This window comes from Phenylobacterium sp. (genome assembly GCF_004297125.1).
GTDB lineage: Bacteria > Pseudomonadota > Alphaproteobacteria > Caulobacterales > Caulobacteraceae > Phenylobacterium.
The window spans coordinates 45398-68347 of sequence record NZ_SCVD01000030.1 but is presented as its reverse complement, the minus strand read 5'-3'; the positions used below and the strand labels follow the sequence as shown (position 1 = coordinate 68347).

24 protein-coding genes are annotated in these 22950 nt (G+C 70.8%); 8 read left to right on the top strand and 16 right to left on the bottom strand.

What is annotated here, in order from left to right:
* The 5 genes from EPO51_RS21845 to rlmJ form a co-directional block, all read right to left on the bottom strand.
* Positions 1-507 (bottom strand): c-type cytochrome, encoded by a 507-nt coding sequence (locus EPO51_RS21845; protein WP_293354564.1) that lies wholly within the window; start codon positions 505-507, stop codon positions 1-3.
* 46 nt (positions 508-553) lie between these two features.
* Positions 554-2665, bottom strand: coding sequence for an AsmA family protein (locus EPO51_RS21840; RefSeq protein WP_293354562.1), 2112 nt, complete (start codon positions 2663-2665; stop codon positions 554-556).
* A 45-nt stretch (positions 2666-2710) separates the two neighbouring features.
* Entirely contained in the window at positions 2711-3274 is a 564-nt protein-coding gene (locus EPO51_RS21835) for a sugar transferase (RefSeq protein WP_293354560.1), read from the bottom strand.
* Positions 3275-3305: 31 nt separating this feature from the next.
* Positions 3306-3851 (bottom strand): hypothetical protein, encoded by a 546-nt coding sequence (locus tag EPO51_RS21830; protein ID WP_293354558.1) that lies wholly within the window; start codon positions 3849-3851, stop codon positions 3306-3308.
* A 70-nt stretch (positions 3852-3921) separates the two neighbouring features.
* Complete coding sequence (gene rlmJ, locus EPO51_RS21825; protein ID WP_293354556.1) at positions 3922-4749, bottom strand: 23S rRNA (adenine(2030)-N(6))-methyltransferase RlmJ; 828 nt, start codon at positions 4747-4749, stop codon at positions 3922-3924.
* A 71-nt stretch (positions 4750-4820) separates the two neighbouring features.
* On the opposite strand from rlmJ, the gene EPO51_RS21820 reads away from it, so the two are divergent.
* The 3 genes from EPO51_RS21820 (at position 4821) to EPO51_RS21810 (ending at position 8001) form a co-directional block, all read left to right on the top strand.
* Positions 4821-5831, top strand: a complete 1011-nt coding sequence (locus EPO51_RS21820) for a DNA topoisomerase IB (protein ID WP_293354554.1) — start codon at positions 4821-4823, stop codon at positions 5829-5831.
* Positions 5832-5914: 83 nt separating this feature from the next.
* Positions 5915-7129 carry an LLM class flavin-dependent oxidoreductase gene (locus EPO51_RS21815; protein ID WP_293354552.1) on the top strand — a complete coding sequence of 405 codons (1215 nt, stop codon included), beginning with the start codon at positions 5915-5917 and terminating at the stop codon, positions 7127-7129.
* Positions 7130-7185: 56 nt separating this feature from the next.
* Positions 7186-8001, top strand: a complete 816-nt coding sequence (locus tag EPO51_RS21810; protein WP_293354550.1) for an arylamine N-acetyltransferase family protein — start codon at positions 7186-7188, stop codon at positions 7999-8001.
* Here EPO51_RS21810 and EPO51_RS21805 read toward each other — a convergent pair.
* Both EPO51_RS21805 and EPO51_RS21800 read right to left on the bottom strand, forming a co-directional pair.
* On the bottom strand, positions 7998-8414 hold the full coding sequence (locus EPO51_RS21805; protein ID WP_293354548.1) for a hypothetical protein: 417 nt from the start codon (positions 8412-8414) through the stop codon (positions 7998-8000). The genes EPO51_RS21810 and EPO51_RS21805 overlap by 4 nt on opposite strands.
* A 41-nt stretch (positions 8415-8455) precedes the next feature.
* Entirely contained in the window at positions 8456-10462 is a 2007-nt protein-coding gene (locus EPO51_RS21800) for a TonB-dependent receptor (protein ID WP_293354546.1), read from the bottom strand.
* Between the two features lie 63 nt (positions 10463-10525).
* Between EPO51_RS21800 and EPO51_RS21795 the strand changes: the two genes are divergently transcribed.
* Both EPO51_RS21795 and EPO51_RS21790 read left to right on the top strand, forming a co-directional pair.
* The gene (locus EPO51_RS21795; RefSeq protein ID WP_293354544.1) at positions 10526-11269 is read left to right on the top strand and encodes an SDR family oxidoreductase; all 744 of its coding nucleotides are present in this window, start codon (positions 10526-10528) and stop codon (positions 11267-11269) included.
* Positions 11270-11531: 262 nt separating this feature from the next.
* Positions 11532-11810 (top strand): hypothetical protein, encoded by a 279-nt coding sequence (locus EPO51_RS21790; RefSeq protein ID WP_293354542.1) that lies wholly within the window; start codon positions 11532-11534, stop codon positions 11808-11810.
* 6 nt (positions 11811-11816) lie between these two features.
* Here the strand turns inward: EPO51_RS21790 and EPO51_RS21785 are convergent, their stop codons facing one another.
* From EPO51_RS21785 to EPO51_RS21755, 7 genes are all read right to left on the bottom strand, one after another.
* The gene (locus EPO51_RS21785) at positions 11817-12674 is read right to left on the bottom strand and encodes a crotonase/enoyl-CoA hydratase family protein (RefSeq protein ID WP_293354541.1); all 858 of its coding nucleotides are present in this window, start codon (positions 12672-12674) and stop codon (positions 11817-11819) included.
* 10 nt (positions 12675-12684) lie between these two features.
* Positions 12685-13596, bottom strand: coding sequence for a glutathione S-transferase family protein (locus tag EPO51_RS21780; protein WP_293354539.1), 912 nt, complete (start codon positions 13594-13596; stop codon positions 12685-12687).
* On the bottom strand, positions 13597-15441 hold the full coding sequence (locus EPO51_RS21775; RefSeq protein ID WP_293354537.1) for an AMP-binding protein: 1845 nt from the start codon (positions 15439-15441) through the stop codon (positions 13597-13599).
* Positions 15442-15543: 102 nt separating this feature from the next.
* Entirely contained in the window at positions 15544-16335 is a 792-nt protein-coding gene (locus EPO51_RS21770) for a glutathione S-transferase family protein (RefSeq protein WP_293354535.1), read from the bottom strand.
* A complete protein-coding gene (locus EPO51_RS21765; protein ID WP_293354533.1) occupies positions 16332-16967 on the bottom strand; it encodes a glutathione S-transferase family protein in 636 nt (211 codons plus the stop codon). The genes EPO51_RS21770 and EPO51_RS21765 overlap by 4 nt, the downstream gene beginning before the upstream one ends.
* A 1-nt stretch (position 16968) precedes the next feature.
* Positions 16969-17766 (bottom strand): enoyl-CoA hydratase/isomerase family protein, encoded by a 798-nt coding sequence (locus tag EPO51_RS21760; RefSeq protein ID WP_293354531.1) that lies wholly within the window; start codon positions 17764-17766, stop codon positions 16969-16971.
* 2 nt (positions 17767-17768) lie between these two features.
* Positions 17769-18734 carry an alpha/beta fold hydrolase gene (locus EPO51_RS21755; RefSeq protein WP_293354529.1) on the bottom strand — a complete coding sequence of 322 codons (966 nt, stop codon included), beginning with the start codon at positions 18732-18734 and terminating at the stop codon, positions 17769-17771.
* A 123-nt stretch (positions 18735-18857) separates the two neighbouring features.
* On the opposite strand from EPO51_RS21755, the gene EPO51_RS21750 reads away from it, so the two are divergent.
* From EPO51_RS21750 to EPO51_RS21740, 3 genes are read left to right on the top strand one after another with little or no spacing between them, the layout of a single operon-like run.
* Positions 18858-19670, top strand: coding sequence for an enoyl-CoA hydratase/isomerase family protein (locus EPO51_RS21750; RefSeq protein WP_293354527.1), 813 nt, complete (start codon positions 18858-18860; stop codon positions 19668-19670).
* A gap of 2 nt (positions 19671-19672) precedes the next feature.
* Entirely contained in the window at positions 19673-20437 is a 765-nt protein-coding gene (locus EPO51_RS21745) for an SDR family NAD(P)-dependent oxidoreductase (RefSeq protein WP_293354525.1), read from the top strand.
* A gap of 4 nt (positions 20438-20441) precedes the next feature.
* Positions 20442-21434, top strand: a complete 993-nt coding sequence (locus EPO51_RS21740) for a hypothetical protein (protein WP_293354523.1) — start codon at positions 20442-20444, stop codon at positions 21432-21434.
* Here the strand turns inward: EPO51_RS21740 and EPO51_RS21735 are convergent.
* Both EPO51_RS21735 and EPO51_RS21730 read right to left on the bottom strand, forming a co-directional pair.
* Entirely contained in the window at positions 21421-22230 is an 810-nt protein-coding gene (locus tag EPO51_RS21735) for an enoyl-CoA hydratase/isomerase family protein (protein ID WP_293354521.1), read from the bottom strand. The genes EPO51_RS21740 and EPO51_RS21735 overlap by 14 nt on opposite strands.
* Before the next feature lie 84 nt (positions 22231-22314).
* Positions 22315-22929, bottom strand: coding sequence for a hypothetical protein (locus EPO51_RS21730; protein ID WP_293354519.1), 615 nt, complete (start codon positions 22927-22929; stop codon positions 22315-22317).
* Positions 22930-22950: the final 21 nt, after the last annotated feature.

Below are 22950 nucleotides of genomic sequence, written 5' to 3'. Positions count from 1 at the left end.
CTAGTCCTTCTTCTCGACCCGGTATTTGTCGTGGCAGCCCTTGCAGGCCATGCCGGTGTTGCGGACCTGGCCCTTCACGCCACCGATGTCGCCGGCGGCGGCGAGTTGGTTCAGCTTGGTCGCTTGCGCCTGCAGGTTCGAGGCGGCGGTCGAGAAGCCGGCGGCGTCTCGCCAGATGTCCGGCTTGGCTTCGCTCATCGCCCGGGCCTCCACGCCGCTGCCGCGCGGGAACCAGGAGGGCAGCGCGCCGGCGAGCGTCGCGATCGTCTTGGCGTTGGTCGCCACCACGGTCTTGCTGGGTTCCCCCTTCTTCAGCTCGTCGTTCAGCGCCTTGAAGGCGCCGCCCATCTTCTCGAAGTTGGCGTGGCGAGCGTAGGCGGCCTTGGTCGCCGGGCTGGCGTTGGCCGGCATCTTGTCGTCGTGGGCCACTGCGCCCCCGGCGGCCACCGCCGCGCCGATCCCGACGGCGAGCGCCAGCGCCCAACCCTTGCTCATCACCGACGCCATGGAGCTCACCTCTTTGACCCAACTGCTACGGTAGAGATTGAGGACGTCAGCGCTTGGCCGTCAACGGCTTCGGCGCGGAATTGACCGGCGCGCCCTGGGTTTGCGCTTCGGCCAGCAGGGCGGCGCAGTTCGCGTCCTTGGCCAGGCCCGCGTCGATGAACGGCAGGATCGCCGCCAGCGGCGTGAGCAGAGCGCCCATGGTCACCGCTGCCCCGCCCTGCGCCAGCGCGGCGCCCGGCTCCACGCCCAGCTTCGGAGCCATCAGCGGGCCCTTGGCCGTGATCGGGACCAACACCCGGACCAGCCGGAACTTCTTGTCGTGGCCGCGCAGCTGCAGGTTCATCCGCTCGGAGCCGAGGTTAACCGTGCCCTTGCCCGTGACCAGCACCGGCCCGGTGTCGAACACGATGTTGCTGGCGGTCATGACGCCGCCCTTGGTCTGGAAGTTGGCCACGGCGCATCGGATCGGCGTCGTGTCCGTTTTGTTCAGCAGGCCAAGGCCCTTGACGATATTGACGCCCATCAGCTCGGCGAACGCCTCGCGGATCTCGCCCCCCGGCGCCACCAGCATCACCTCGCCGTCGGCGCTGGCGAAGGCCTTGTGAACGCTGTCGCCCGTGCCGGTCAGCTTGGCGCGGCCGACCAGCGAACCGGTCAGGGGCGACGAGCCGTTGAACTGCATCGGGATGATCTGCTCGATCCGCGCATTGGTCATGCGCAGGTCTAGGTCGGTAACCGGCACGGCCTTGCGGGCGTCGAGGTTCACGTAGCCGGCCACCTCGCCGCGCGGCAGCTCCAACTTCAGCGGCTGGGCCCGCAGCATCCCGTCGTCCAGGCGCACCCGTACGGAGGCCGAGTTCAGCTTCACCGGCGTGTCGCGGATCGAACGGGCGCTGTAGGTCACGTCGGCGTCCATGGCGCGGATCCGGCTCACATCCAGCGGGGCGTCCGGCAGCAGCCGTTGCTGGGCCACCATCTTCTTCGCGATCGCCGCCTGCTCGGGCGACAGGGTCTCGCCCGGCCCAGCCTTGGGCGCCGCGCCGAACAGGGCGCCCAGGTCGTCCCAGTCCAGGCTCTGCGAGGTGAGGTTCGCCTTCAGGAAGGGCCGCTCGCGCCCGGTGTCCACCGAAACGTCGCCCGACAGGTCGCTGTCGCCGACCCGGCCGCCCAGATTGTCGATCTTCCACACCAGCCCCTCACGCGACAGCCGGCCGCGCAGGCTGTACGGCGGGGTGTTCGGCAGCGCCACGCCGGTCAGCGGGAACAGCTGCGCCATGTCCGGACCGCGCGCCGTGGCGTTCATGTAGAACCGGCCCATGTCGAAGGGCTTCGGCACCGCGCCACGGGCGGTGATGTAGGTCTGGCCCGCCCTCAGATCGACGTCGAACGGATAGGGCTTGTCGCGATCGATGTTCAGCAGCGGGCCGCCGACCACCTCGGCCTTGAACGGCGCGCCATTGATCGTGCCCTGGCCGATGAGCTCGAACCCTCGATTGTCGGCGCCCAGCTTCTCGCGGGCGTTGATCGTGCCGGCGAACCGGAGGTCGCGCCGGGCGTCGAGGTACTTGAGCTTGCCGTCGCGGATCACGAACCGCTGGATCGGCGGCAGGTTCATGGGTTCCTTCACCCGTCCGTCGGAGAAGTCCCAGTTCTTGCGGCCCTTGGAGTCGGCCAGCAGGCTGAAGTTGGGCCCGTCCACCGCCAGGACGCGGATATCGACCTTGCCCCACAGCAACGGGACCAGCCGCACGCGCACGTGCAGCCGGTCGATGGCGCCCATCCTGCCCGTTCCCGCCCAAGAGGGGTTGGCGATGGATACGCCGTCGACGGTGGCGCTGGGCCGCCAGGACCACACGTCCGCATTCAGGTCGCCGGCGATGGTCACCTCGCGGTGCAGCCGCCCCGAGGCGACGCGCTCCAGGGGTCCGCGAAACCAATTCCAGTCCCAGATGAGCACCAGGACCGTGATGGCGATGGCGATGATCGCCAGGATCGCGCCGGTCCAGCCGAGCGCCTTGCGGGTCGGCGGCGTGAACGTCGGCGGCGTCAGCCGGGGATGCGCCAATCGCTCGCGCAGCGGGCGGCGGGCCCCGGGGGGCTGGCGTCGCGGCTGGGGCCCGCGGGCGGGCTTGGCGGATGGAACGGGTTGCTGGCTCACGGGCGCTTCAACGCGTCGCGACAGCGTCCGTTTCCCCAGAATTTTCTAGTGGCTTACGCCGCGGCCGCTGACCGCCTGCCGCGCCGTGGCCAGGATGATCGCCAGGTCGAAGCCGAACGACTGCCGTTCCAGGTATTCCCGGTCCAGCTTCACCTTCTCGGGAATCGGCAGCTCGTCGCGACCGTTGACCTGGGCCCAGCCGGTGACGCCGGGACGCAGCCGCTCGACGCCGGCGGCGGTGCGCAACTGCACGAGGTCGTGCTGGTTGAACAGCGCGGGCCGGGGTCCGACGAGGCTCATATCGCCCACCAGCACGCTCCAGAGCTGCGGCAGCTCGTCCAGGCTGGACCGGCGCAGAACCCGCCCGAGCGGCGTCACCCAGCGGGCAGGATCTTCCAGCAGGTGGGTGGCGACGTCCGGCGTGTCCGTCCGCATCGAGCGGAACTTGGGCATGGCGAACTCGCGGTTGCCGCGGCCCACCCGGCGCGACCAGTGGATCGCCGGCCCCGGGCTGGTCAGCCGCACAGCCAGGCCGATCGCCAGCAGCACGGGCCAGCCCACGGCCAGCCCGGCCACCGCCACGACGATATCGAAGGCCCGCTTCCGCACCGCCCGTTGTTAGCGCCCGCCGGGCGCCCTGTCAGGCGTCGGTTTCGGAAGTTGGCGGCGACGCCTTCTTCCCGCGCGACTTCGACGCAGGCTCGGCGGCGCTCTCCGCGGCGACCGGCGCGGGCTCGTCGATCACGGGTTCGGGGGCCACGGCGAAGACGACCTCGGGCTCCATCTCGGGCTCTACGACAGGCTCAGGCTCCGTCTCCGGCAGGGGCGAGGCTTCCAACACGGGGCTGACGGGCGCGGACTCGCCGCCCACCGCGAGCGGCGCCTCTTCGAGGGCGGCCTCGACGATGGCTTCGACGACGGTCTCCGGGACCTCCACGACGGCCTCGGCGACCGCCTCGGCGGCCTCGACCAGCGGCGCAGGGACCGGCGGGGAAGCCGGCAGGGCTTTCCTGCGGGCGAACATCGCCTCCAGGTTCACCGGGCGCGCCCACTGGGTCATCCACCAATAGGCCATGCCCCCGGCGGCGGCGGCGGCGAAATAGGACCAGAGGGGCGAGGCCACGCCGACCAGCAGCGCCGGGCTCACGCGAGGTTGCGAGGTTTCGGGAAGGTCGAAGGACGCCATGGGAGAGTTCCTGTCGGCACGAGATTGTGCGCCGCAACATAACACTCCCGTCGACTTCGCAGTTGCGAAATTATTGTGGCGAGAGCGCGTAAACCCGTGCGCCTCCGCCGGCGCCCAAAGCTTGCGCGACCCAGGCGCAGATGGCGGCAAGCGGCGCCTCCAGGTCCGGTCCGTCTAGCAGCAGCAGGGCGCAGCCGTTCATCTTCATCGGGTCGGTCAGCGGCCGGATCCGCGTCTCGGCGACCAGCATGGGCGCCGCCACCTCGTCCTCAAGGTCGCGGAGGAAGCTGTCCAGCGTCTCCAGGTCCTTGACCGGCAGCCAGACCAGGGCGCGCGCTTGGCCGTTGCGCCGCCGCAGCGCCGCCAGCGTCTCCACGATCCGCCGGTAGTCGTCCGGCTTCTCGAACGGCGGATCGATCAGCACCAGCACGCGGCCCTCTCGCGGGCACTCCGCGACCGCCGCCGCATAGCCATCGACGTTCAGGGTGCGGACGTTCTGCCGACCGCGCATCGCCACGCGCAGGGCCTCGTGCTCGTCGGGCCGCAGTTCGCAGGCCACATAGCGGTCGGCCGTGCGCAGGGCTCCGGCGATCAGCCATGGCGAGCCGGGATATCGCCGCACCTCCGCGCCCTCGTTCACCGCCGCCACCGCCCGCGTCAGCGGCGAGAAATCGGCCGGCGCGTCCCTCGCCGCCATGAGCTGTACGATCCCCGCCTCGGCCTCCCCGGACTTGCGCGCCTCGGGGCCTGCCAGATCGTAGAGGCCGCGGCCCGCGTGGGTGTCGATCACCGTCAGCGGCGGCCCCTTGGCGGTCAGCTCGGCCAGCAGGCGCAGCAGGGCGGCGTGCTTCACCAGGTCGGCGAAGTTCCCCGCGTGGAAGGCGTGGCGATAGTTCAAGGGACTCCAGGGGCTTGGGCAGGAACCGGCGTGGCCATACCACGTTGCCGCCGAACAGGTGGAGGGCTGGGATGCCGAAGGACATGAACGCGACGCCGGTTCCGGAGGGCCTGGCCTACGTCAGCGACCAGGACCCGGGCATCCGCCGCAGGCCGGCGCGCGGCCACGGCTTCAACTATCTCGACCGGGACGGCAAGGCGGTCGCCGACGAGAAGACCCTGGACCGCATCCGCGCGCTCGCCATCCCGCCCGCCTGGACCGACGTGTGGATCAGCCCGAAGGCCAACGGCCACATCCAGGCCACCGGCCGGGATGTGAAGGGCCGTAAGCAGTACCGCTATCACCCGCGTTGGCAGGCCGAGCGCGGCGCCGGCAAGTACGACCGCCTCATCGCCTTCGGCCGCGCCCTGCCCCGGCTGCGCAAGCGCGTGGACGAGGACCTGGCCCGCCGCGGCCTGCCGCGCGAGAAGGTGCTGGCCGCCGTGATCCAGGTGATGGAGATGACGCTGATCCGAGTGGGCAACGAGGAATACGCCCGGCGGAACAATAGCTTCGGCCTGACGACCTTGCGCGACCGCCACGCGAAGATCGGGTCTGCCAAGGCGACGTTCGAGTTCAGGGGCAAGAGCGGCAAGACCCACTGCACCAGCTTCAGCGACCGCCGGCTGGCCCGGGTGGTGAAGGCCTGCCAGGACCTGCCGGGCCAGCGCCTGTTCCAGTACCTGGACGACGAGGGCCGGCGCTGCGCGGTCGAGAGCGCCGACGTCAACGCCTACATCCGCGAGACCCTGGGCGACGACTTCTCGGCCAAGGACTTCCGCACCTGGGCCGGCACGGTCGCGGCGGCGCGGGCGCTGACCATGCCGGAGTGCGCCGACCTCGGCGCCGCCAAGCGCAACGTCAACACCTGCGTCAAGGCCGTCGCCGGCCTGCTGGGCAACACCGCCGCCGTGGCCCGCAGCGCCTATATCCACCCGGCGATCCTGGAGGCCTATGCCGAGGGCAAGCTGGACCTCAAGCCCGGCCGCGAGGACCGCGCCTTCGAGCTGGCCGTGCTACGGTTCCTCGAGCGGGCGCCCTGACGTGGCGGCACGCTCGCGGCGTTCGTGAACCCCGGCTATTCTACCTTCGCTAAGGCGCGGGACGGCGCCCTCGGAGGATCCATATGTTCGGCCCGCGCCTGCGCTTCGGCGCCTTCATCGCGCCCTTTCACCCGGTGGACGAGAACCCCACCCTGGCCATCCAGCGCGACCTGGAGCTGGTCCAGCACATGGACGACCTGGGCTTCGAGGAGGCCTGGATCGGCGAGCACCACTCGGCCGGCTACGAACTGATCGCGTCGCCGGAGCTGTTCATCGCCGCAGCGGCCGAACGGACCAAGCACATCCGGCTGGGCACCGGCGTCTCGTCCCTGCCCTACCACCACCCGATGATGCTGGCCGACCGGATCAACCAGCTGGACCACATGACCCGCGGCCGGGTGATGTTCGGGGTCGGACCCGGCGCACTGGTCTCTGACGCCATGATGATGGGCATCCCTCCGGCGGCCCAGCGCGACCGCATGGACGAGGCCCTGGACTGCCTGGTCCGGCTGATGCGCGGCGAGGAGGTCACCCACAAGTCCGACTGGTTCGAGCTGAACCAGGCCCGCCTGCAGATGACCCCCTATTCCCGCCCTTCAGTGGAGATGGCCGTCGCCAGCCAGGTCTCGCCGACCGGCGCGCGGGCTGCCGGCCGCCACGGCCTGGGCCTGCTGTCGATCGGCGCCACCGGCCAGGCGGGCTTCAACGCGCTCGCGTCCAACTGGCACATCGCCTGCGACCTCGCCGCCGACCACGGCAAGACCATGGACCGCCAGAGCTGGCGCCTGGTCGGCCCCATGCACATCGCCCCGACGCGGGAACAGGCCATGGAGGACGTGAAGTTCGGCCTGGAGAAATGGATCTACTACTTCAAGGAGATCGCCAACCTGCCCATCGTCCCGGAGGGCCCGGACCCGGTGAAGGCCATGATCGACACCGGCCTGGCGGTTATCGGCACGCCCGAGGACGCCGCGGCGCGCATCCAGCAGCTGGTCGACGAGAGCGGCGGTTTCGGCGCCTTCCTGCTGATGGACCACAACTGGGCGCCCTGGGCGCAGAAGAAGCAGTCCTACGAGCTGTTCGCCCGCTACGTGGCCCCGCAGTTCCAGCAGCTCAACGACAACCGGACCGCCTCCATCGCCTGGGTCGGCGCGCACAAGCCGGAATTCACCGCCCAGGTGATGGGCGCGATGGGCGCCCGCATCGCCCAGCACATCGCCGAGAAGGGCGCGGCCGACATCCGCCCCGAGTTCGCCGCCATGCTGGGCGGGGCCGCGCCGCCCCCGAAAGCGGACTGAGCCTCCGGGCCGGAAGTGGTCTGGCGGAGCTTGGCCGGGGTCGCTAACTCTCAGCCATGGACATCCAGGCCTATTTCGACCGGGTCGGCTTCACCGGCGTCGCCCGCCCCGACCTCGCGACGCTGAAGGCGCTGCACCGCGCGCACGCCTTCGCGATCAGCTACGAGAACCTGGACGTCCAGCTCGGCCGCCCGCTGACCACCGACCCGGCCGCCGCCTTTGACAAGATCGTCCACCGCCGGCGCGGAGGCTGGTGCTACGAGATGAACGGCGTCTTGGGCGCGGTGCTGGACGACATCGGCTTCAAGGTGACCCGCCTGGCCGGGGGCGTGATGCGCTCGGTCCGGGGCGACGAGGCCGTCGGCAACCACCTGGTCCTGCTGGTCGACCTCGACGGCGAGCCCTGGGTCGCTGACGTGGGTTTCGGCGACGGGTCGCGCGACCCCTTCCCGCTTCGCGAAGGCCCCATCGTCTCCGACGGCTACGAATACCGGCTGGACCGCGTCGATCCCGATTGGTGGCGCCTCACCAACCATCCGGCCGGCGGGGCGCCGAACTTCGACTTCACCCTCGCGCCCGCCGACCCGGCCCTGCTGGCGGCCAAGTGCCACGAGTTGCAGACCTCGCCGGCCTCGGTGTTCGTCATGACCGCCATCGCTCAGCGCCACATGGGTGACGAGATCCGCCTGCTGCGCGGCCGCGCCTTCCGCCGGCTCACGCCCGCCGCCAAGACCGAGAGTCTGATCGACACGGCCGATGAATTCGTGGCCCTGTTGCGGCGCGAGTTCGAGCTCGACCTGCCGGCAGCCGCCGAAGCCTGGCCCCGGATCGTCGCCCGGCACGACGAACTGTTCGCGCCGCAGCCGACCTAACTTGAGCGATTGCGCCGTGCGGCCAGGGCCCCGCCCGTCAACGCGGCGGCCAGGGCGGCGAGCAGCGACAGGGCGAACCGCATGGTGACGAGGTCCTTCAAGGCCATCATCGGCAGGCCGCTGGCCAGGTCCAGCAGGGCGTAAGCAACCCAGATGGCCGCGGCGAAGGCGATGGCGTTGCGCTCCGGCCGCCGCCGGCCCAGCAGATAGGCCGCCCCGAACAGCAGCAGCACGCCGCCGGCCGGCCCGGTGATCGCCCCGATCCGGGGCGCCAGGGCGTTGTAGTAGTCCTGCGACCTGCCCGGCTCGACCAGCATCGCCCACGCGAAGATGACGGCGGTCGTCGCCAGCAGGTTCAGGATCAGGGCCAACAGGCCGGCCAGCGCCGCCTTGCCGAAGTCGATCGGTTTCATCTCCGCCCCCGCGTCCGGACGGACACCCTAACCCGGCCGGCCTATCGCCGGTAGGTGAACCCCACGCGGATCGTCTGCGGCGCGGAATAGCTCTCCACCCCGTCCGCGGTCTCGCCCACCTCCAGGTTCTCGTCGAAGAGGTTCTCCGCGGCGACATAGACCTCGGCGTTCGGGGCGAAGCTCCAGGCGGCGCGGGCGTCCACCTGCACCCCGGCCGACAGACGGCGGCTGTTCAGGTCGTCCTCCCACCGGGCGCTCTCGTAGCGCACGTCGGCGGAGAGCCGCAGCGCGTCCAGCGGCCGGTAGCCGAGGCCGCCGGTGACGGTCCACTTCGGCGTCTGCGCGGGCCTGAGGCCCGTGAGCTGGGCGACCGCGGTCCCGCCATCCACCTCGGCGTCGGTGTAGGCCATGGCCGTGCGCCAGCTAAGCGCCGCGCCCAGGTCGCCGGACGCCTCGCCCTCGAAGCCCCACGCCTCGATCTCGCCGGCGTTCCGCCGCTGGCGCAGGGTGCCGCCGGCGGGCACGAAGCCTGCCACCGGGAACGTCCCCGGTCCCACGCCGATGGTGACGTTGGTGATCGGGTCCTTCAGCAGGTTGTAGAACACCCCCGCCGACCAGCGCGCGAAGCCGTTGTCGCCGCCGAGGCCCACTTCGGCGCCCTGCAGCGTCTCGGGCTTCAGGGTCGGGTTGGCCTCGGTGATGTCGTTGCCCACCCGGAACGGCCGGTGCAGCTCGTTCAGGGTCGGCGCGCGGAAGCCGGCATAGGCCGCCGCCCGCAGGTAGACCGCCTCGTTCAGGGCGTAGCGCACCCCCACCCGGCCCGTCGGCGTGGTGTCCGAGCGGTTGGGCGAAGGCTGGTCGAGGGTGATCGCGCCGGTGGTCGTGTCGCGCTCGATGCGCACCGCGTCGTAGGCGCGGCTGCGGTCCAGCCGCACGCCGCCGGTCAGCAGCCACGGGCCCTGGTCCAGGGCGGCCTCCACATAGGCGCCGGCCACCAGGGTCTTGCCTCCGGCCTCGCGGTCGCGGGTGAAGGCGCCGTTCATGAACCGGAAGCGCTCGTGCTCGGTCCCGTCGGTCAGGCGGATGTCGGCGCCGACCTCCCAGGCCACCGGCCCCTGCCGGCCCTGCCAGGCCGCGTTCAGGCCGTAGCCCGTGGCGGGCGTGTTGTACTGGTCGTTGGCTGGGGTGGTCGCGGCCCGGCCCGCCGCCACGGCGACCGAGCTGTTCTCCAGGTCGCTCCTACGCACCCAGCCCTGCAGCCGCCAGCCGCCCACGCCCTCGGCCGCGGGTTGCGCCAGGGTCACCGCCGCCGACATTCCCGTGGTGTTGGAGCGCGCGCCCACTAGGCCCGCCTGCTGGTTCACCTGGAAGGCCGAGACCCGGACCGCCGCCTGCACGTCGCCCAACTGGCGCTGGAGCCTGAGCGCCACCGAGGCGTCGTCCAGCCTGAGCCGCGTGTCCGCCGCGCCGCGCCTCGGGCCCCGCACCGCATAGTAGCCGTCGGTCCGCGACCCCGCGGCGGTCAGCAGCACGCCGGGCGCACCCGCGGCCACGGCCGCCCGATAGCTGCCCCGCCCGCCGGCCGAGACCTCGGTCGCCGCCACGCCGTCGGGCGTCGCCCGCTCCTGCAGGGCCACCACGCCGGTCAGGGCGCCGGCGCCGTAGGGTCCCGCGCCCGCGCCGCGCACCACCGTGGCGCTCTCGATGCCCTCGGACGGCAGGCCGCTCCAGATCACCCAGCCGCCGAAGGGATCGTTCTGTGGCGCGCCGTCCAGGGTCACCAGCGCCCGGCCCGCCCCCGACGGCGCGATGGCCCTGAGCGACAGCCCCTGCGTCGTTGGATTGGCCGCGCCCGAGCCCGTGCGGCGGAACAGCGACACGCCCGGCGCGCTCTTCAGGGCCTCGTCCAGGCGCGGCTCGCCCTTCAGGACCTCGGGGCCGATCTGCATCGCGCTGAACGCCGCCTCCCCGCCCAGCGGCGCCAGCCGCGGCGGGTGGACGACCACGATCTCGACTTCCGGGGCCGGAGGGGGCGGCAAATCGGGCATGATGACTCGTAAGGCTGGTACGGCGGGCGCCGCGAGGGCTAATCAGGCGAGAGGGAGAGCGCAATGGCAAAGGTCGCCATCGTCACGGGTGCGGGCAGCGGAATCGGGCGGGCGGTTTCCTTGGCGCTCGTTCGGTCCGGCTGGAGCGTTACACTCGCCGGACGCCGGACGAATGTCCTCGAAGAAACAGCCGCCCTGGTGGATGCGGACTCGACGTTGGTCCAGCCGTCCGACGTGGCGGACCCCAGCAGCGTCGACGCCTTGTTCGAGGCGACGAAGGCGCGATTCGGCCGCCTCGACCTGCTGTTCAACAACGCCGGGACCGGCGCGCCGCCCACCCCCATCGAGGACCACGCCATCGAGCATTGGCGCCGGGTCGTCGACGTGAACCTGACGGGCGCCTTCCTCTGTACGCGCGCAGCGTTCCGCTTGATGAAGGACCAGGACCCGCGCGGCGGCCGGATCATCAACAACGGCTCGATCTCAGCCCATGCGCCGCGACCGCGGTCGATCGCCTACACGGCCACCAAGCACGCCATCACCGGCCTGACCCGCTCCACCTCCCTTGACGGGCGCGCCTACGACATCGCCTGCGGGCAGATCGACATCGGCAACGCCGCCACCGACATGACCCGGGCCATGGCCAAGGGTGTGCCTCAGCCCGACGGTTCGGTGAAGGTCGAGCCCACGATGGACGTCCAGGCCGTCGCCGACGCGGTTCTCTACATGGCCGGCCTACCGCTGTCGGCCAACGTCCAGTTCATGACCGTGATGGCGACTCAGATGCCGTACGTGGGGCGCGGCTAGGCGCGACAGGGCGTCGCAACCTTGGCCATGGAAAGGCGCCTAATTTAAGGGCGTCCCGAGAGCGAACGGCGATAACTTACCGTCGATCTCTTTGCATTGCACCATTGTTGCTGCGGCGCAGCAACTTAACGCTTGCGTCAGGGGAAGGAGGGCGGAATCATGGCGCATCGACGGACGAGATACCGGGAGCGCCAGTCTCCACGCCCGTCGAGAGGAACGCCGGAAAGGGGTTGGTTCAACCCTGATCCCGGAAACAAACGCCATGATCCGTATTCTGACCCTCGCGGCCGTCGCCGCCCTCGTCGCCGCCCCCGCCAGCGCCCAATCGATGCGCGTCGCGGTCGCCGGCAAGTCGACCGAGCAGCTGCACGTGGACATCACCAAGGCGGCCAAGAAGGTCTGCATGCAGGCCGTTGTCGGCGCGTCCTTCCCGCGCGAAATGTACGCGTCCTGCTACAAGCACGCCGTGGCCGACGCCGTGGCCCGCGCCAACGATCCGGCCCTGGCCTCCGTCGCCGGCATCAAGCTGGCCTCGCGCTAAGCCGACCTAAGCTGCGCCGAACGGAACCGGCTCCGGGGTCTCGACCTCGGCCTCGGCGAAGTTCGGCGCCCGCTTCTCCATATTGGCCATCACGGCCTCTATCTGGTTGGCCGAGCCGATCAGCGCCGCTTGCTCGCGGCTTTCCTCGAGCAACACCTCGTGCTGGTCGCCTTCGGCCGCCAGGTTGAGGAGCCGCTTGGCGGCGCGGATCGCGTGCGGGTTGCGCCCCGCCACGTCCCTGGCGAAGGCCAGCGCCTCGGCCAGCGGATGCTCCGAGACGCGGGTGGCCAGGCCCATGGCCAGCGCCTCCTCCCCCGTGAAGATCCGGCCCGAGAAGGTCAGGTCGCGGGCCACGTCGTCGCGCACCAGGCCGCGCATCAGCACCATGCCGGCCATGTCGGGCACCAGGCCCCACTTGATCTCCATCACCGACATCCGGGTGTCGGAGGCGACGAACCGCATGTCGGGCGCAAGGGCCAGCTGGAAGCCGCCGCCGAACGCCACGCCATGCACCGCGGCGATCACCGGCACGGGGATCTCGCGCCAGACCATCACCGCGTGCTGCGCCCGGTTCGAGCCGCCCGGTGTGCGCTTGGGCGTCAGCAGCGGCCCGGCCGTGCCCTTGCCACCCTCGCGCTCGCCCGAGGCCATCTGTTGGAAGTTGCCCATGTCCAGGCCGGCGCAAAACGCCCGGCCCTCGCCCGACATCACCACCGCCCGCAGGCCAGGCTCGCCCTTCAGCCGCTCGCCCGTCTGGATCAGGGCCTCGAACATGGCGTTGTCGAGGGCGTTCATCTTGTCGGTGCGGATCAGGCGGACGTCGGCGACGCCGTCCTGGATGTCCACGCTCACGCGGTCGTTCATCGAGTCTCTCCTAGCGGCGCGCGATCACATAGCCTGCGCGCGGAAAATGCACATGCACCACGTCCAGCTCGCCGCACTCGCGGGCCAGGGTCACGCGGTCATGACCGAGGTGTATCAGCACCCCCTCCACCGGGTCGCGGCCATAGTCGTCGGCCTGGACCACCACCGGATCGCCCTTCTTAAGGCCGGACGGATCGCCCGGGTCGCAGACGCCCTCGTCGGCCGGCGCGGTGGCGGTGGCCGCCTGCAGGGCCTCGGCCGGCTTCATCTCCCGCCGCTCGCCATGGCCGATGGCCCGCAGGCGGTCGCGCCAGGCCTGGACGCGCGGCAGGCCGGACATCAGGTCGTCGGCGATGGTCGGCGCGGCCGCGCTCAGCCACCAGACGTTCATCCAGGCCGCCACGTCGGCCAGAGACGGCTTGGCCCCGCCCAGGAAGTCGCCCTCCAGCCCGTCCTCGACCCACGCCACATAGGCCCGCCACTGGGCGCGCATGAACGGCGCGGCGGCCTTCATGGCCGAGACGTCGAACGGCCGGCCCGACAGCTTCTCCCGGTCGGCGATGAATTCCTTGGGCACGCGGTCGCCCATCTCGGCGAAGATCACCGCAACGCTGGCCTGGAACCACAGCCGGTCGGCCCAGAGATTCACCGCCCAGTCCGCGCCGGTGACGACCTTGGGCTTGGGATGCCGCCGCTCGATCTCGGCGAGGATCACCTGGGTGTCGCAATAGACGTCCGCGCCGATCTGCATCACCGGGATGCGCCGGTAGCCGCCGGTCAGCGGAACCAGGTCGGGCTTGGGCATGATCACCGGCTGGATCACCGAGCGCCACGTTAGCCCCTTGATCCCCAGCATCAGCCGCACCTTCTCCGAGAACGGAGAGGTGTCGTAGTGGTGGAGGATGATCTCGGGCCCCGTCATCTAGACCACCACCACGCCCTCGCCCGGCGGATTGGCGTAGAGCGCCTCCACCAGGGCATGGCGCCGCTCCAGCGTGGCGCGCTGGTTCACATAGCCCTTGTCGGTGATCTCGCCGGCGTCGATCGACGGCGGCTCCAGCATGACGATGAACCGGCCGATCCGCCGCGACGATCCGCCCGACGTGCGGTTGAACTCGCCGATCCGCTCTTTCAGCACGTCCTTCAGCTTCTCGACGGGGTTGTCGCCCAGGCTCGGCAGCGCGGCCGGCGACGGCCAGATCAGGGCGCCGGCGAACGGCTTGTCCTGGCCGGCGATCACCATGTCGAAGGCATAGGGCGTGCAGGCGGCCACCACGTCCGGCCGCAGGGTGCCGACCGAGACCCATGTGCCTGAATCAAGCTTGAAGTCCTCGGTCACCCGGCCGTCGAACACCAGCCCCAGTTCCGGCCGCTCGGGGTCCAGGAACCGGCAGGCGTCGCCCAGCTTGTAGAAGCCCTCCTCGTCGAAGGCCGCGGCCGTCTTCTCCGGATCGTTGTGGTAGCCGGTGGTCACCGTCGGCCCCTTCACCCGGACCTCCAGCTTGGTCCCGTTTGGCACGAGCTTCAGGGTGATCCCCGGCAGGGGCAGGCCGATCAGGCCCACCAGCTCGGTGATCCAATGCACGACGGTGATCCCCTGGGTCTCGGTCGCCCCGTACATGGTGGTCAGCGGGATGCGGTAGCCGGTCTCCGCGATGGCCAGGGCCTGCAGACGCTGCGAGACGTCGTGCGACAGGGTCGCGCCGCCATAGCCCGCGCTGCGCAGGTTCCTGAAGAAGCTCTTCCGCAGGACCGGGTCACGCTCCATCGCCTCGACCAGCATCCCGAACGCCACCGGCGCCGAGCCGAACGCCATCGGCGAGATCTCGTAGAGGTTCTTGATCGTGGTCTCGAACATGCCGGGGATCGGCTTGCCCTCGTCCAGGTGCAGGGTCGCGCCGGCCCACATCGCGCCGTTGAAGCCGATGTTGCCCGCCGAGATGTGGCTCCAGGGCATCCACTCCAGCCCCTGCGGGATCAGGTCCGGGTCGGCCGGCTCGTCACGGATACCCTCCATGCCGGCGATGACGCCCGCGAACATCCCGTGCGTCTGCGGCACCCCCTTCGGCATCCCGGTGGAGCCCGAGGTGAACAGGTACTTGGCCACCGTCGAATGGGTCAGCGCCCCGCGCGCCGCCTCGACGGCCGGCGTCGGTTCGGTCGCAGTCAGCGCCGAGAGCGCGACGGTCCCGTTTCCGCCGTCCACGGTCACGAACGTCAGGCTCGGGTCCAGAGCCCTCAGCGTCTCGAAGGCGCGGGCGAACATCTCGCTGTTCTGGGCGAAGACCACCCGCGGCTTCACCGTCGCGAAGCAGTGCTTCAGCTTGGCGTGGTCGCTGGAGATCAGGCTGTAGGCCGGGCTGATCGGGGCGATCGGAACCCCCGCCGTGTAGCAGCCCAGCATGACCAGGGCGTGCTCCACCGAGTTCGCCGACAGCACCATGACGCTGTCTGCGCCCGTCAGACCGCGGTCCAGCAGCCACTGGGCGATCCCGTCGGCCGCCCGCTTGGCCTCGCCGTAGGTGACCCCGGCCCAGGGCCCGTGCCCCGGCGCGCGCTGCAGGATGTAGGGCCGGTCGGGATGCGCCGCCGCCTTCTCGGCCAGCAGGTGGGCGATCGAGCGCGGCCCCTGGGCGGGCGGATGGTTCGAGCGGACGTAGTAGGTCCCGTTCGCTGTCTTCTCGATCGAGACGTCCGGCGCCTTCTGGGGAAGGGCCTTGAACGGCGGCGGCGCGGCGACGGCGCCCAGATCGTCGGCGGGGCTCATGCCCGTCCTCCCGGTTTTCGTTGTTGGGGCAAGCCTATGCCAACCGCGCGGACCTGCAACGGGGACGCCACGTCAAGACGGCGGGTGGTTCGCCCGAGCCGCCTACCCGAACGACGGCGCGAAGCGGATGTTGTCGCGCTCCAGGCCCTTCAGGACCACCTCCACCCCGCCGGACTTGATCATCCATTCGAGCCGGTGGTCGCGGTACTCGCGCTTGAACAGACCCTTCTCCACAAGCTCGGCGACGTTGGGCATGGCGGAGGCGCGCGCCGAGGCCATCGCCTCCTCCGTGGCCTTGGCCACCGAGGGCCGCGCATTGGCCCGCGCCAGCCACGCGGCCAGCTTCGAGGCCGGGGGCGGCGGATGCCCGTGGCCGGCCGAGCCGTTGAGGTAGGGAACCACGCTGAGGTCGCCCCAGCCGAAGGCCTCGCCGTTGAACCACTCGCGCCCGCCCAGCTGCCCCTCCAGCCAGGCGTAGAACCCGTCGGTCTGCCTGCGGGCCGCCGCCGTCAGCGCCTCGGCCTGCTCGCCCTTGGCCCGGCCGAACCAGCGGACTTCCGAGAGCCCCCAGTTGATGGCCTCGAAATGGGTGTCCATCACCTCTTCCAGCATCCGCACCCGCGCCCGTTCGGCGGCGCCGGCCGGACGCATGGCCGGCTCGGGATAGGCGTCGTCCAGATACTCCAGGATGATCGTGGAATCGAAGATCCGGACGTCGCCGTCGACCAGCGCCGGCACCTCGGCGCGCGGGCTGGCTGTCACGAAGTCGCCGGCCGCCCCGCCCGCGCCCAGGCCGCCCGGTTGCTGCAGCTCGAACGCCAGGCCCTTTTCGCGGAGCGCGATCTTCACCTTCTGGGCGTAGGGCGAGAGCGGATGTTCGTAGAGCGTGATCATGACGACAGCGCCTCCGACAGGTCCATCTTCTGGGCCTTCTTCGCGGCCAGGAACGCCGGCCGCGCCTTGAGCCGTTCCCAGTAGGCCTTGATCGCCGGCGAGAAGGTCTCGTCCAGCTTCAGGGAATGGGCGAGTAGAAGCGCATAACCCACGGAAATGTCTGCCGCTGTGAACCGACCCGCACACAGCCAATCGCCCTTGGCCAGCGCCCGGTCCACGTGCCGCAGCCGGCTCAGGAACCACTTGGCGTAGTCGTCGGCCACCACCTCCGCCTTGCCGGGCTCGAACCGCCGGTAGCGCAGCACCAGGGTCTGCGGGAAGGTCAGCGTCGCCTCGCCGAAGTGCAGCCAGTTCACCCAGGCGCCATAGGCCGGATCGTCCACCGGAACCGCCAGCTCGTTCGGCCCGTAGCGGGTCGCGAGGTACTGCACGATCCCGGCGCTCTCGGTCATGAAGGTCTCGCCGTCCTTCATCGCCGGGATCGTTCCCAGCGGATTGATCTCCAGGTACGCGGGTTCGCGCGCCCGCGGCGGGAAAGGCAGCAGGTGCAGCTCGTAGTCCAGCCCCAGCTCCTCCAGCGCCCACAGTGGGCGGAACGAGCGCGCGTCCGGGCAGTGCCACAGTTCGATCATGTCAGCCCTCCCGCCGGACGTAGTTCGGCCTGCGCTTCTCCAGGAACGCCCGGACGCCCTCCTGGAAGTCGCCGTCCGAACTGGCCAGGATCTGGTTGCGGTCCTCCATGGCGATGGCGGCCTCCAGCCCCTGGGCGTCGATGGCGTGGTTCAGCGCCTCCTTGGTGAGGCGCAGGCCCAGAGGCGTCGCGTGCAGCATGTCGTCCACGAAGCCCTGGGCCTCGGCCGCCATCTGGTCCGGCTCCACCACGCGGCTGACCAGCCCCAGCTCATAGGCCCGCTGGGCGGTGATGAAGCGGCCGGTCAGCATGTATTCGGCCGCCACCGACGACCCGACCATCCGGGGCAGGAAGTAGCTGACCCCGATGTCGCAGGCCGACAGGCCGATACGGATGAAGGCGGCGTTCATGCGCACGTCCGGCGTCGCGATCCGCACGTCCGAGGCCAGCGCCAGGGCAAAGCCGCCGCCGGCCGCCGCGCCGTTGACGCAGGCCACGATCGGCTGCGGGCAGCGGCGCATGGCGATGACGATCTCGCTGATCTCGCGCTGTCGTGTCAGGCCCGCGCCGATGGAGCGCTCGCCTTGCGGGTCGCCCCGCTCCTTCAGGTCCAGGCCGGCGCAGAACGCCTTGCCCGCGCCCTGCAGCACCACCACGCGGACGTCGCGCCGCCAGTAGAGTCCGACGAAGAACTCCCGCAGCTCGGTCACCAGGTTGCGGCTCAGCGCGTTCAGCCGGTCGGGCCGGTTCATCGTCGCCCAGATGACATCGCCTTCGTGGCGCAGTTCCAGATCGGCCATGCTCAGAGTCCCTTCAGCCAGTCGAGCAGCAGGGCGGTGACCTCTGCGGGCCGCTCCTGCTGGGTCCAGTGCCCGACGCCCGGCAGCACATGGGCGCCGCGCAGGTCGGTGACGTGCTCGCGCATCATCGCCGCGGGGTCCGGGATGCGGCCGAAGCCGTTGAACGCCGGGTCACGGTCGCCGCCGATCAGCAGTGTCGGTTGCTCGATCTTGCGGTCCTTGAAGGCCTGCAGCCATTCGAAGTCGCGCTCGTGGTTCCGGTAGCGGCTGATCGGCCCGAAGAAGCCCGAGCCCTCGAACTCGGCCACGTAGTAGTCGAGGTCCTCCGGCGTCAGCCAGGCCGGGAAGGGATCGGGATCCACCATTCCCTCCAGCATCGAGGCCCCGTGCGCCTTCTGCGGCCAGGAGCCGTCCGGCGCCTCGCCGGCGATGCCGTAGTAGAACTTGCGCAGGAAATCGCGGACGTCGGCCTCGGCCTCCGCTTCCGGCGGGCCCACCTCCTGGAACCAGGCCTGGTAGAAGAAGTGGCCCTTGCTGGTGAACAGCTCGGTGAAGATCTCCGTGAACGGGCGCTTCGGCACGCCCGAATAGGGCACCGACAGCCCCGCCACCGCCGAGATCACGTCCGGCCGGGTCAGGGCCGTGTTCCAGACGATGGGCGCCCCCCAGTCATGGCCGATGAGGATCGCCTTCCCGCCCGGCGCCATCGCCTCGGCCACGCCGGCCACGTCGCCGGTCAGCTCCTGCATCGAATAGGCCGACACCTCGGCCGGCTTGTCCGACCCGCCGTAGCCGCGGACGTCCAGCGCCGCCACCTGGTAGCCGGCCTGGGCGATCGGGCCGATCTGGTGGCGCCACGAGTACCAGCTTTCCGGAAAGCCATGGACCATGACGACCAGCGGCCCCTCGCCCTCCACCGCCGCCCGCAGCTTCGCCCGTCCGGTGTCGATGGTGCGGAATTCCGGCATGAGCTTCCCCCGTTGTGGTCGGCGCGCATGTTCTCCCGCCACCCGGCGCTGGCAAGTCTGACCGTGCGTCACCGTTGACCGCGCCGTCCCGCATGCCAGCTTGTCGAAAAGGGAGGAGCGCCCATGGTCTCGCTGGCCGAGAAGAGCGCCGGTTTCGAGCACGTCCGCTGTACGCTCGACGACCACGTCGCGACCGTCGTCCTGGACCGCCCGCAGCGGCGCAACGCACTCAACTACAAGGCCTATGACGAGCTGGAACAGGCGTTCCGGCTGAGTGCGGCCGACGACGAGGTCCGCTGCGTGATCGTCACCGGCGCCGATCCCGCCTTCTGTTCCGGCGACGACGTCGGCGAGATCATGGCGGGCGAGAAGCCGGTCTCGAAACGGTCGCTGCCCGTCACCTACCAGGCGACCCCCGCCGCCATCGCCGCGCTGGAATGCGACAAGCCGGTGATCGCCGCCGTCAACGGCGCCGCCGTCGGCTGGGGCATGGAGCTGGCGCTGTTCGCCGACATCCGGATCGCCTCGGAGAAGGCCAGGTTCGGCGAGCTGTTCGTCAAGCGCGGCCTGGTCTGCGACGTGGGTGGCTTCTACCGCCTGCCCGCTGTCGTCGGCCCCGCCAAGGCGGCGGAACTGCTGTTCACCGGCGACATCTTCGACGCGGCGGAGGCCCTGCGGATCGGCCTAGTCAGCCAGGTCACGGCCCATGACGAGCTCCTTCCGCAGGCCCGCGCGCTCGCCGCCCGCATCGCCGCCAACCCGCCTCTGGCCGTGCGCCACCTGAAGGCCGGCCTCAGCCGCTTCGCCTATGGCGATCCGCGCGAGATCGGGGCCTGGGCGATCGAGAAGATTCGCCTCCTGATGCAGACTGAAGACCACCGCGAGGGCGTGGCCAGCTTCCTCGAGAAGCGCCCGGCCGTATTCCTGGGACGATGACCATGCCCACCCGCTCTGTGAAAGACTCCGTCGTGCTGATCACCGGCGCCGCCTCCGGCATGGGCCGCGCCACCGCCGAGGTGTTCGCCGCCGAGGGCGCGCACGTCGCCTGCACCGACATCGCCGCGGAGAGCGTGCGCGAGGTGGCCGACGACCTGGTCCACCGCGGCTACAGCGCCGAGGCCTGGCCCCTGGACGTCGCCGACCCCGCCGCGATCTCTCTGGTCACCCAGGCCGTCGCCGCCCGCTTCGGGGGCATCGACATCCTGGTCAACAACGCCGGCGTCTCCGGCTTCGCCGCCATCGACGCCGAGAATTACGAGACGGTGTGGGCCCGCTCGTTCTCGATCCTGATCACCGCCCAGCAAAGGCTGATCCGCGCCGCCCTGCCCCACCTGCGCAAGTCCAAGGCCCCGCGCATCGTCAACATCGCCTCCACCGAAGCCCTCGGCGCCACCAGCCGTGACAGCCCCTATTCCGCGGCCAAGGCGGCGGTCACCGGCCTGACCCGCGCCCTGGCCGTCGAGCTTGGGCCGGAAGGGATCACCGTCAACTGCATCTGCCCGGGGCCGATCCTGACCGGCATGACCGAGGCGATCCCCGACGAGGACAAGCAGGCCTATGCCCGCCGCCGCACGGCGCTGCGCCGCTACGGCCGGCCCGAGGAGGTCGCCCACATGACGCTCAGCCTCTGCCTTCCGGCGGCTTCCTACATCACCGGGACGACCATTCCCGTTGACGGAGGGCTGATGGCGCGCAACGCCTAGGGGGATGCTTGGCCGCACAGCGTTCTTCGCCGCGCTCCTGATCGCCGCCTCGGCCCACGCCCAGGCCTACAAGCCCCCGCGCACCAGCTTCGGCGCCCCCGACCTGCAAGGTCTGTGGGACACCGACTCCATGACCGTCCTGCAGCGTCCCAAGGCGTTCAAGGCGCTGGTGGCCACGCCGGAGGAAGCCGCCGCCTTCGAGGCGAAGAAGCTGGAGAAGTACGCCAAGGTCATCGGCGACGTTGATCCCGACGATCCGCCGCCGCCCGAGGACGGGGTCACGGACGACGACCGCTTCGACAAGCCCCGCGGCCTGGCGCGCGTCCGCGGCGAGATCCGCACCTCCCAGATCGTCAGCACGCCCGACGGCCGCCTGCCCTACACGCCGGCCGCCTCAGCCGCGGCCGAGAAGGCGCTGAAGGACGAACTGACCTACGACCATCCGGAAGGCCGCCCTTTCGACGAGCGCTGCCTCCTGGGCGGCGGCGGCGGGGTCGCGCCGCCGATCATGAACCGCGATCACATACAGATCCTCCAGACCCGCGACCACGTGGTCCTCTCCGGCGAGCAGAACCACGAGGTCCGCATCGTCCGCCTGGGCGACCGCCGCCACCTGCCGCCGACGATCCGGCCCTGGATGGGCGATCCGGTGGGCTGGTGGGAGGGCGACACCCTGGTGGTCGAGACGACCAACCTGAACCCCCGCGACCGCTGGCGCTGGAACGCCGGCGAGTGGATCCTGCTCACCCCCGACGCCCGGATCGTCGAACGGTTCACCCGCACCGGCGCCGACGAGATCCTCTACAGCTACGTCGTGGACGACCCCGGCGCCTACACCCAGCCGTGGCGCGCCGAGTTGCCGTTCCACGCCACCGACGCCCGCGTCTTCGAATACGCCTGCCACGAGGGCAACTACGCCCTCGCCAACATCCTCGCCGGCGGCCGCCAGGCCGAGCGCGACACGGCGGCGAAGGCGGGGGCCGCTACGACCCCGTGAACGTCCCCGGCCGCTTCTCGCGGAAGGCGGCGATCCCCTCTCGGTAGTCCTGGCTGGAGGTCGCCAGCAGGAACTGGTCGCGGTCCATGTAGATCGAGGCCTGGGCCGTCGCGGCGGCCACCGCGTTCACCGCCTCCTTGGTCATCCGGACCGGGATCGGCGGCAGGGCGGCCACCTTGTCGGCCCAGCGGCGCGCGGCCGTCAGCGCCCCGCCGGCCGCCACCGCCTCGTCGGCCAGACCCCAGTCCAGGCACTTCGCCGCGTCCGCCGGCTCGCCGAACATCACGAACTGCTTCGCGCGCGACGGGCCGGCCAGGGCGACGATCTTCGGGATGCTGCGCCAGCTCATGTTCATCCCCAGCGGGACCTCCGGCAGCCGCAGGTACGCGCCCTCGCCCAGGATCCGGAAGTCGCAGGACAGCACCAGCGCCGCGCCGCCGCCGATGCAGTAGCCCTCGACCGCCGCGATGGTCACCGCCTCGATCTCGCTCCAGGCCCGGCACAGGTCCGGCCCCGCCATCACCGCGCGCCGGGCCTCGATCAGCGGCAAGGCCGTGCGCGCCTGGCTGGCCGAGAGGTCCGCGCCGGCCGAGAAGTAGCCGTCGCCGCCCGTCAGGATCACCGCCCGGACGTCCGTCCGCAGCCGCAGCAGGGCCGCCGCCTCGGTCAGCTCCGCCATCAGCTCGCCGTTCAGCGCGTTGCGGGCCTCGGGGCGCGCCAGGGCCACCTCGACGACCTCCTCCCGCCGCTCGACGCGGATCGTCTTCCACTCGGTGTCGAAAAGCTTGTCGGCCACGGTCGTCTCCCCCAGGATTTTCCGGCATCTTGGAACGGAGCCGCCGTCCGGCGGTAGTCCTCATGCGCAGGCCCTGGCGGCGGCCTAGTCCGGGCGGCCGAGGCCGGGGATCCGCCGCAGGAAGCTCTGCTTCTTCTTTTTCGCCGCGGGCGGCGGCAGTTCGATCACCGGCGCGGCCGTGGACGCGGCCGCCGCGGTCTCAACGGGCGCCGCAGCCGGCGCCGGCGGCTCGGCGGCCGCCACCTGCTGCACCCCAAGGTCCCGGTCGCAGCGCTCGTCGCGCTTGGCCGCCTCGAACACCGTCACGGTCAGCACCGGCTGGTAACCGGGCCTATTGGTGCTGACGAAGGCCGACAGCGCCCGCCGCCCGGGGATGTTGCAGAAGGTCTCGCGGAACGCCCAGTCGCCGGCCTGCCACTTCGTCTTGGCCGGCACGAACAGCTCGGCACGCCGCTTGATCGCCGACTGCACCGCGTCCTGGATCTGCACCGGCTCGCCGGCGCTGACCCGGACGGTGCAGCTCACCGGGTCCCTGCCGCGGCGGATCGTGACGTCGTCGCCGTCGATGTCCTCCACCGGGGCGTTGTCGATCACCGCCGCCAGGCAGGCCGCCGTGGCCGAGCGCGCCTCCTGCACCGGGTCGGCGTGGGCCGCTGCGGCGGGGATCGTCAGCAGCAGGGCAAGGGCAAGCGTTCGCATGGCGCTCGTTCGCCTAGCATC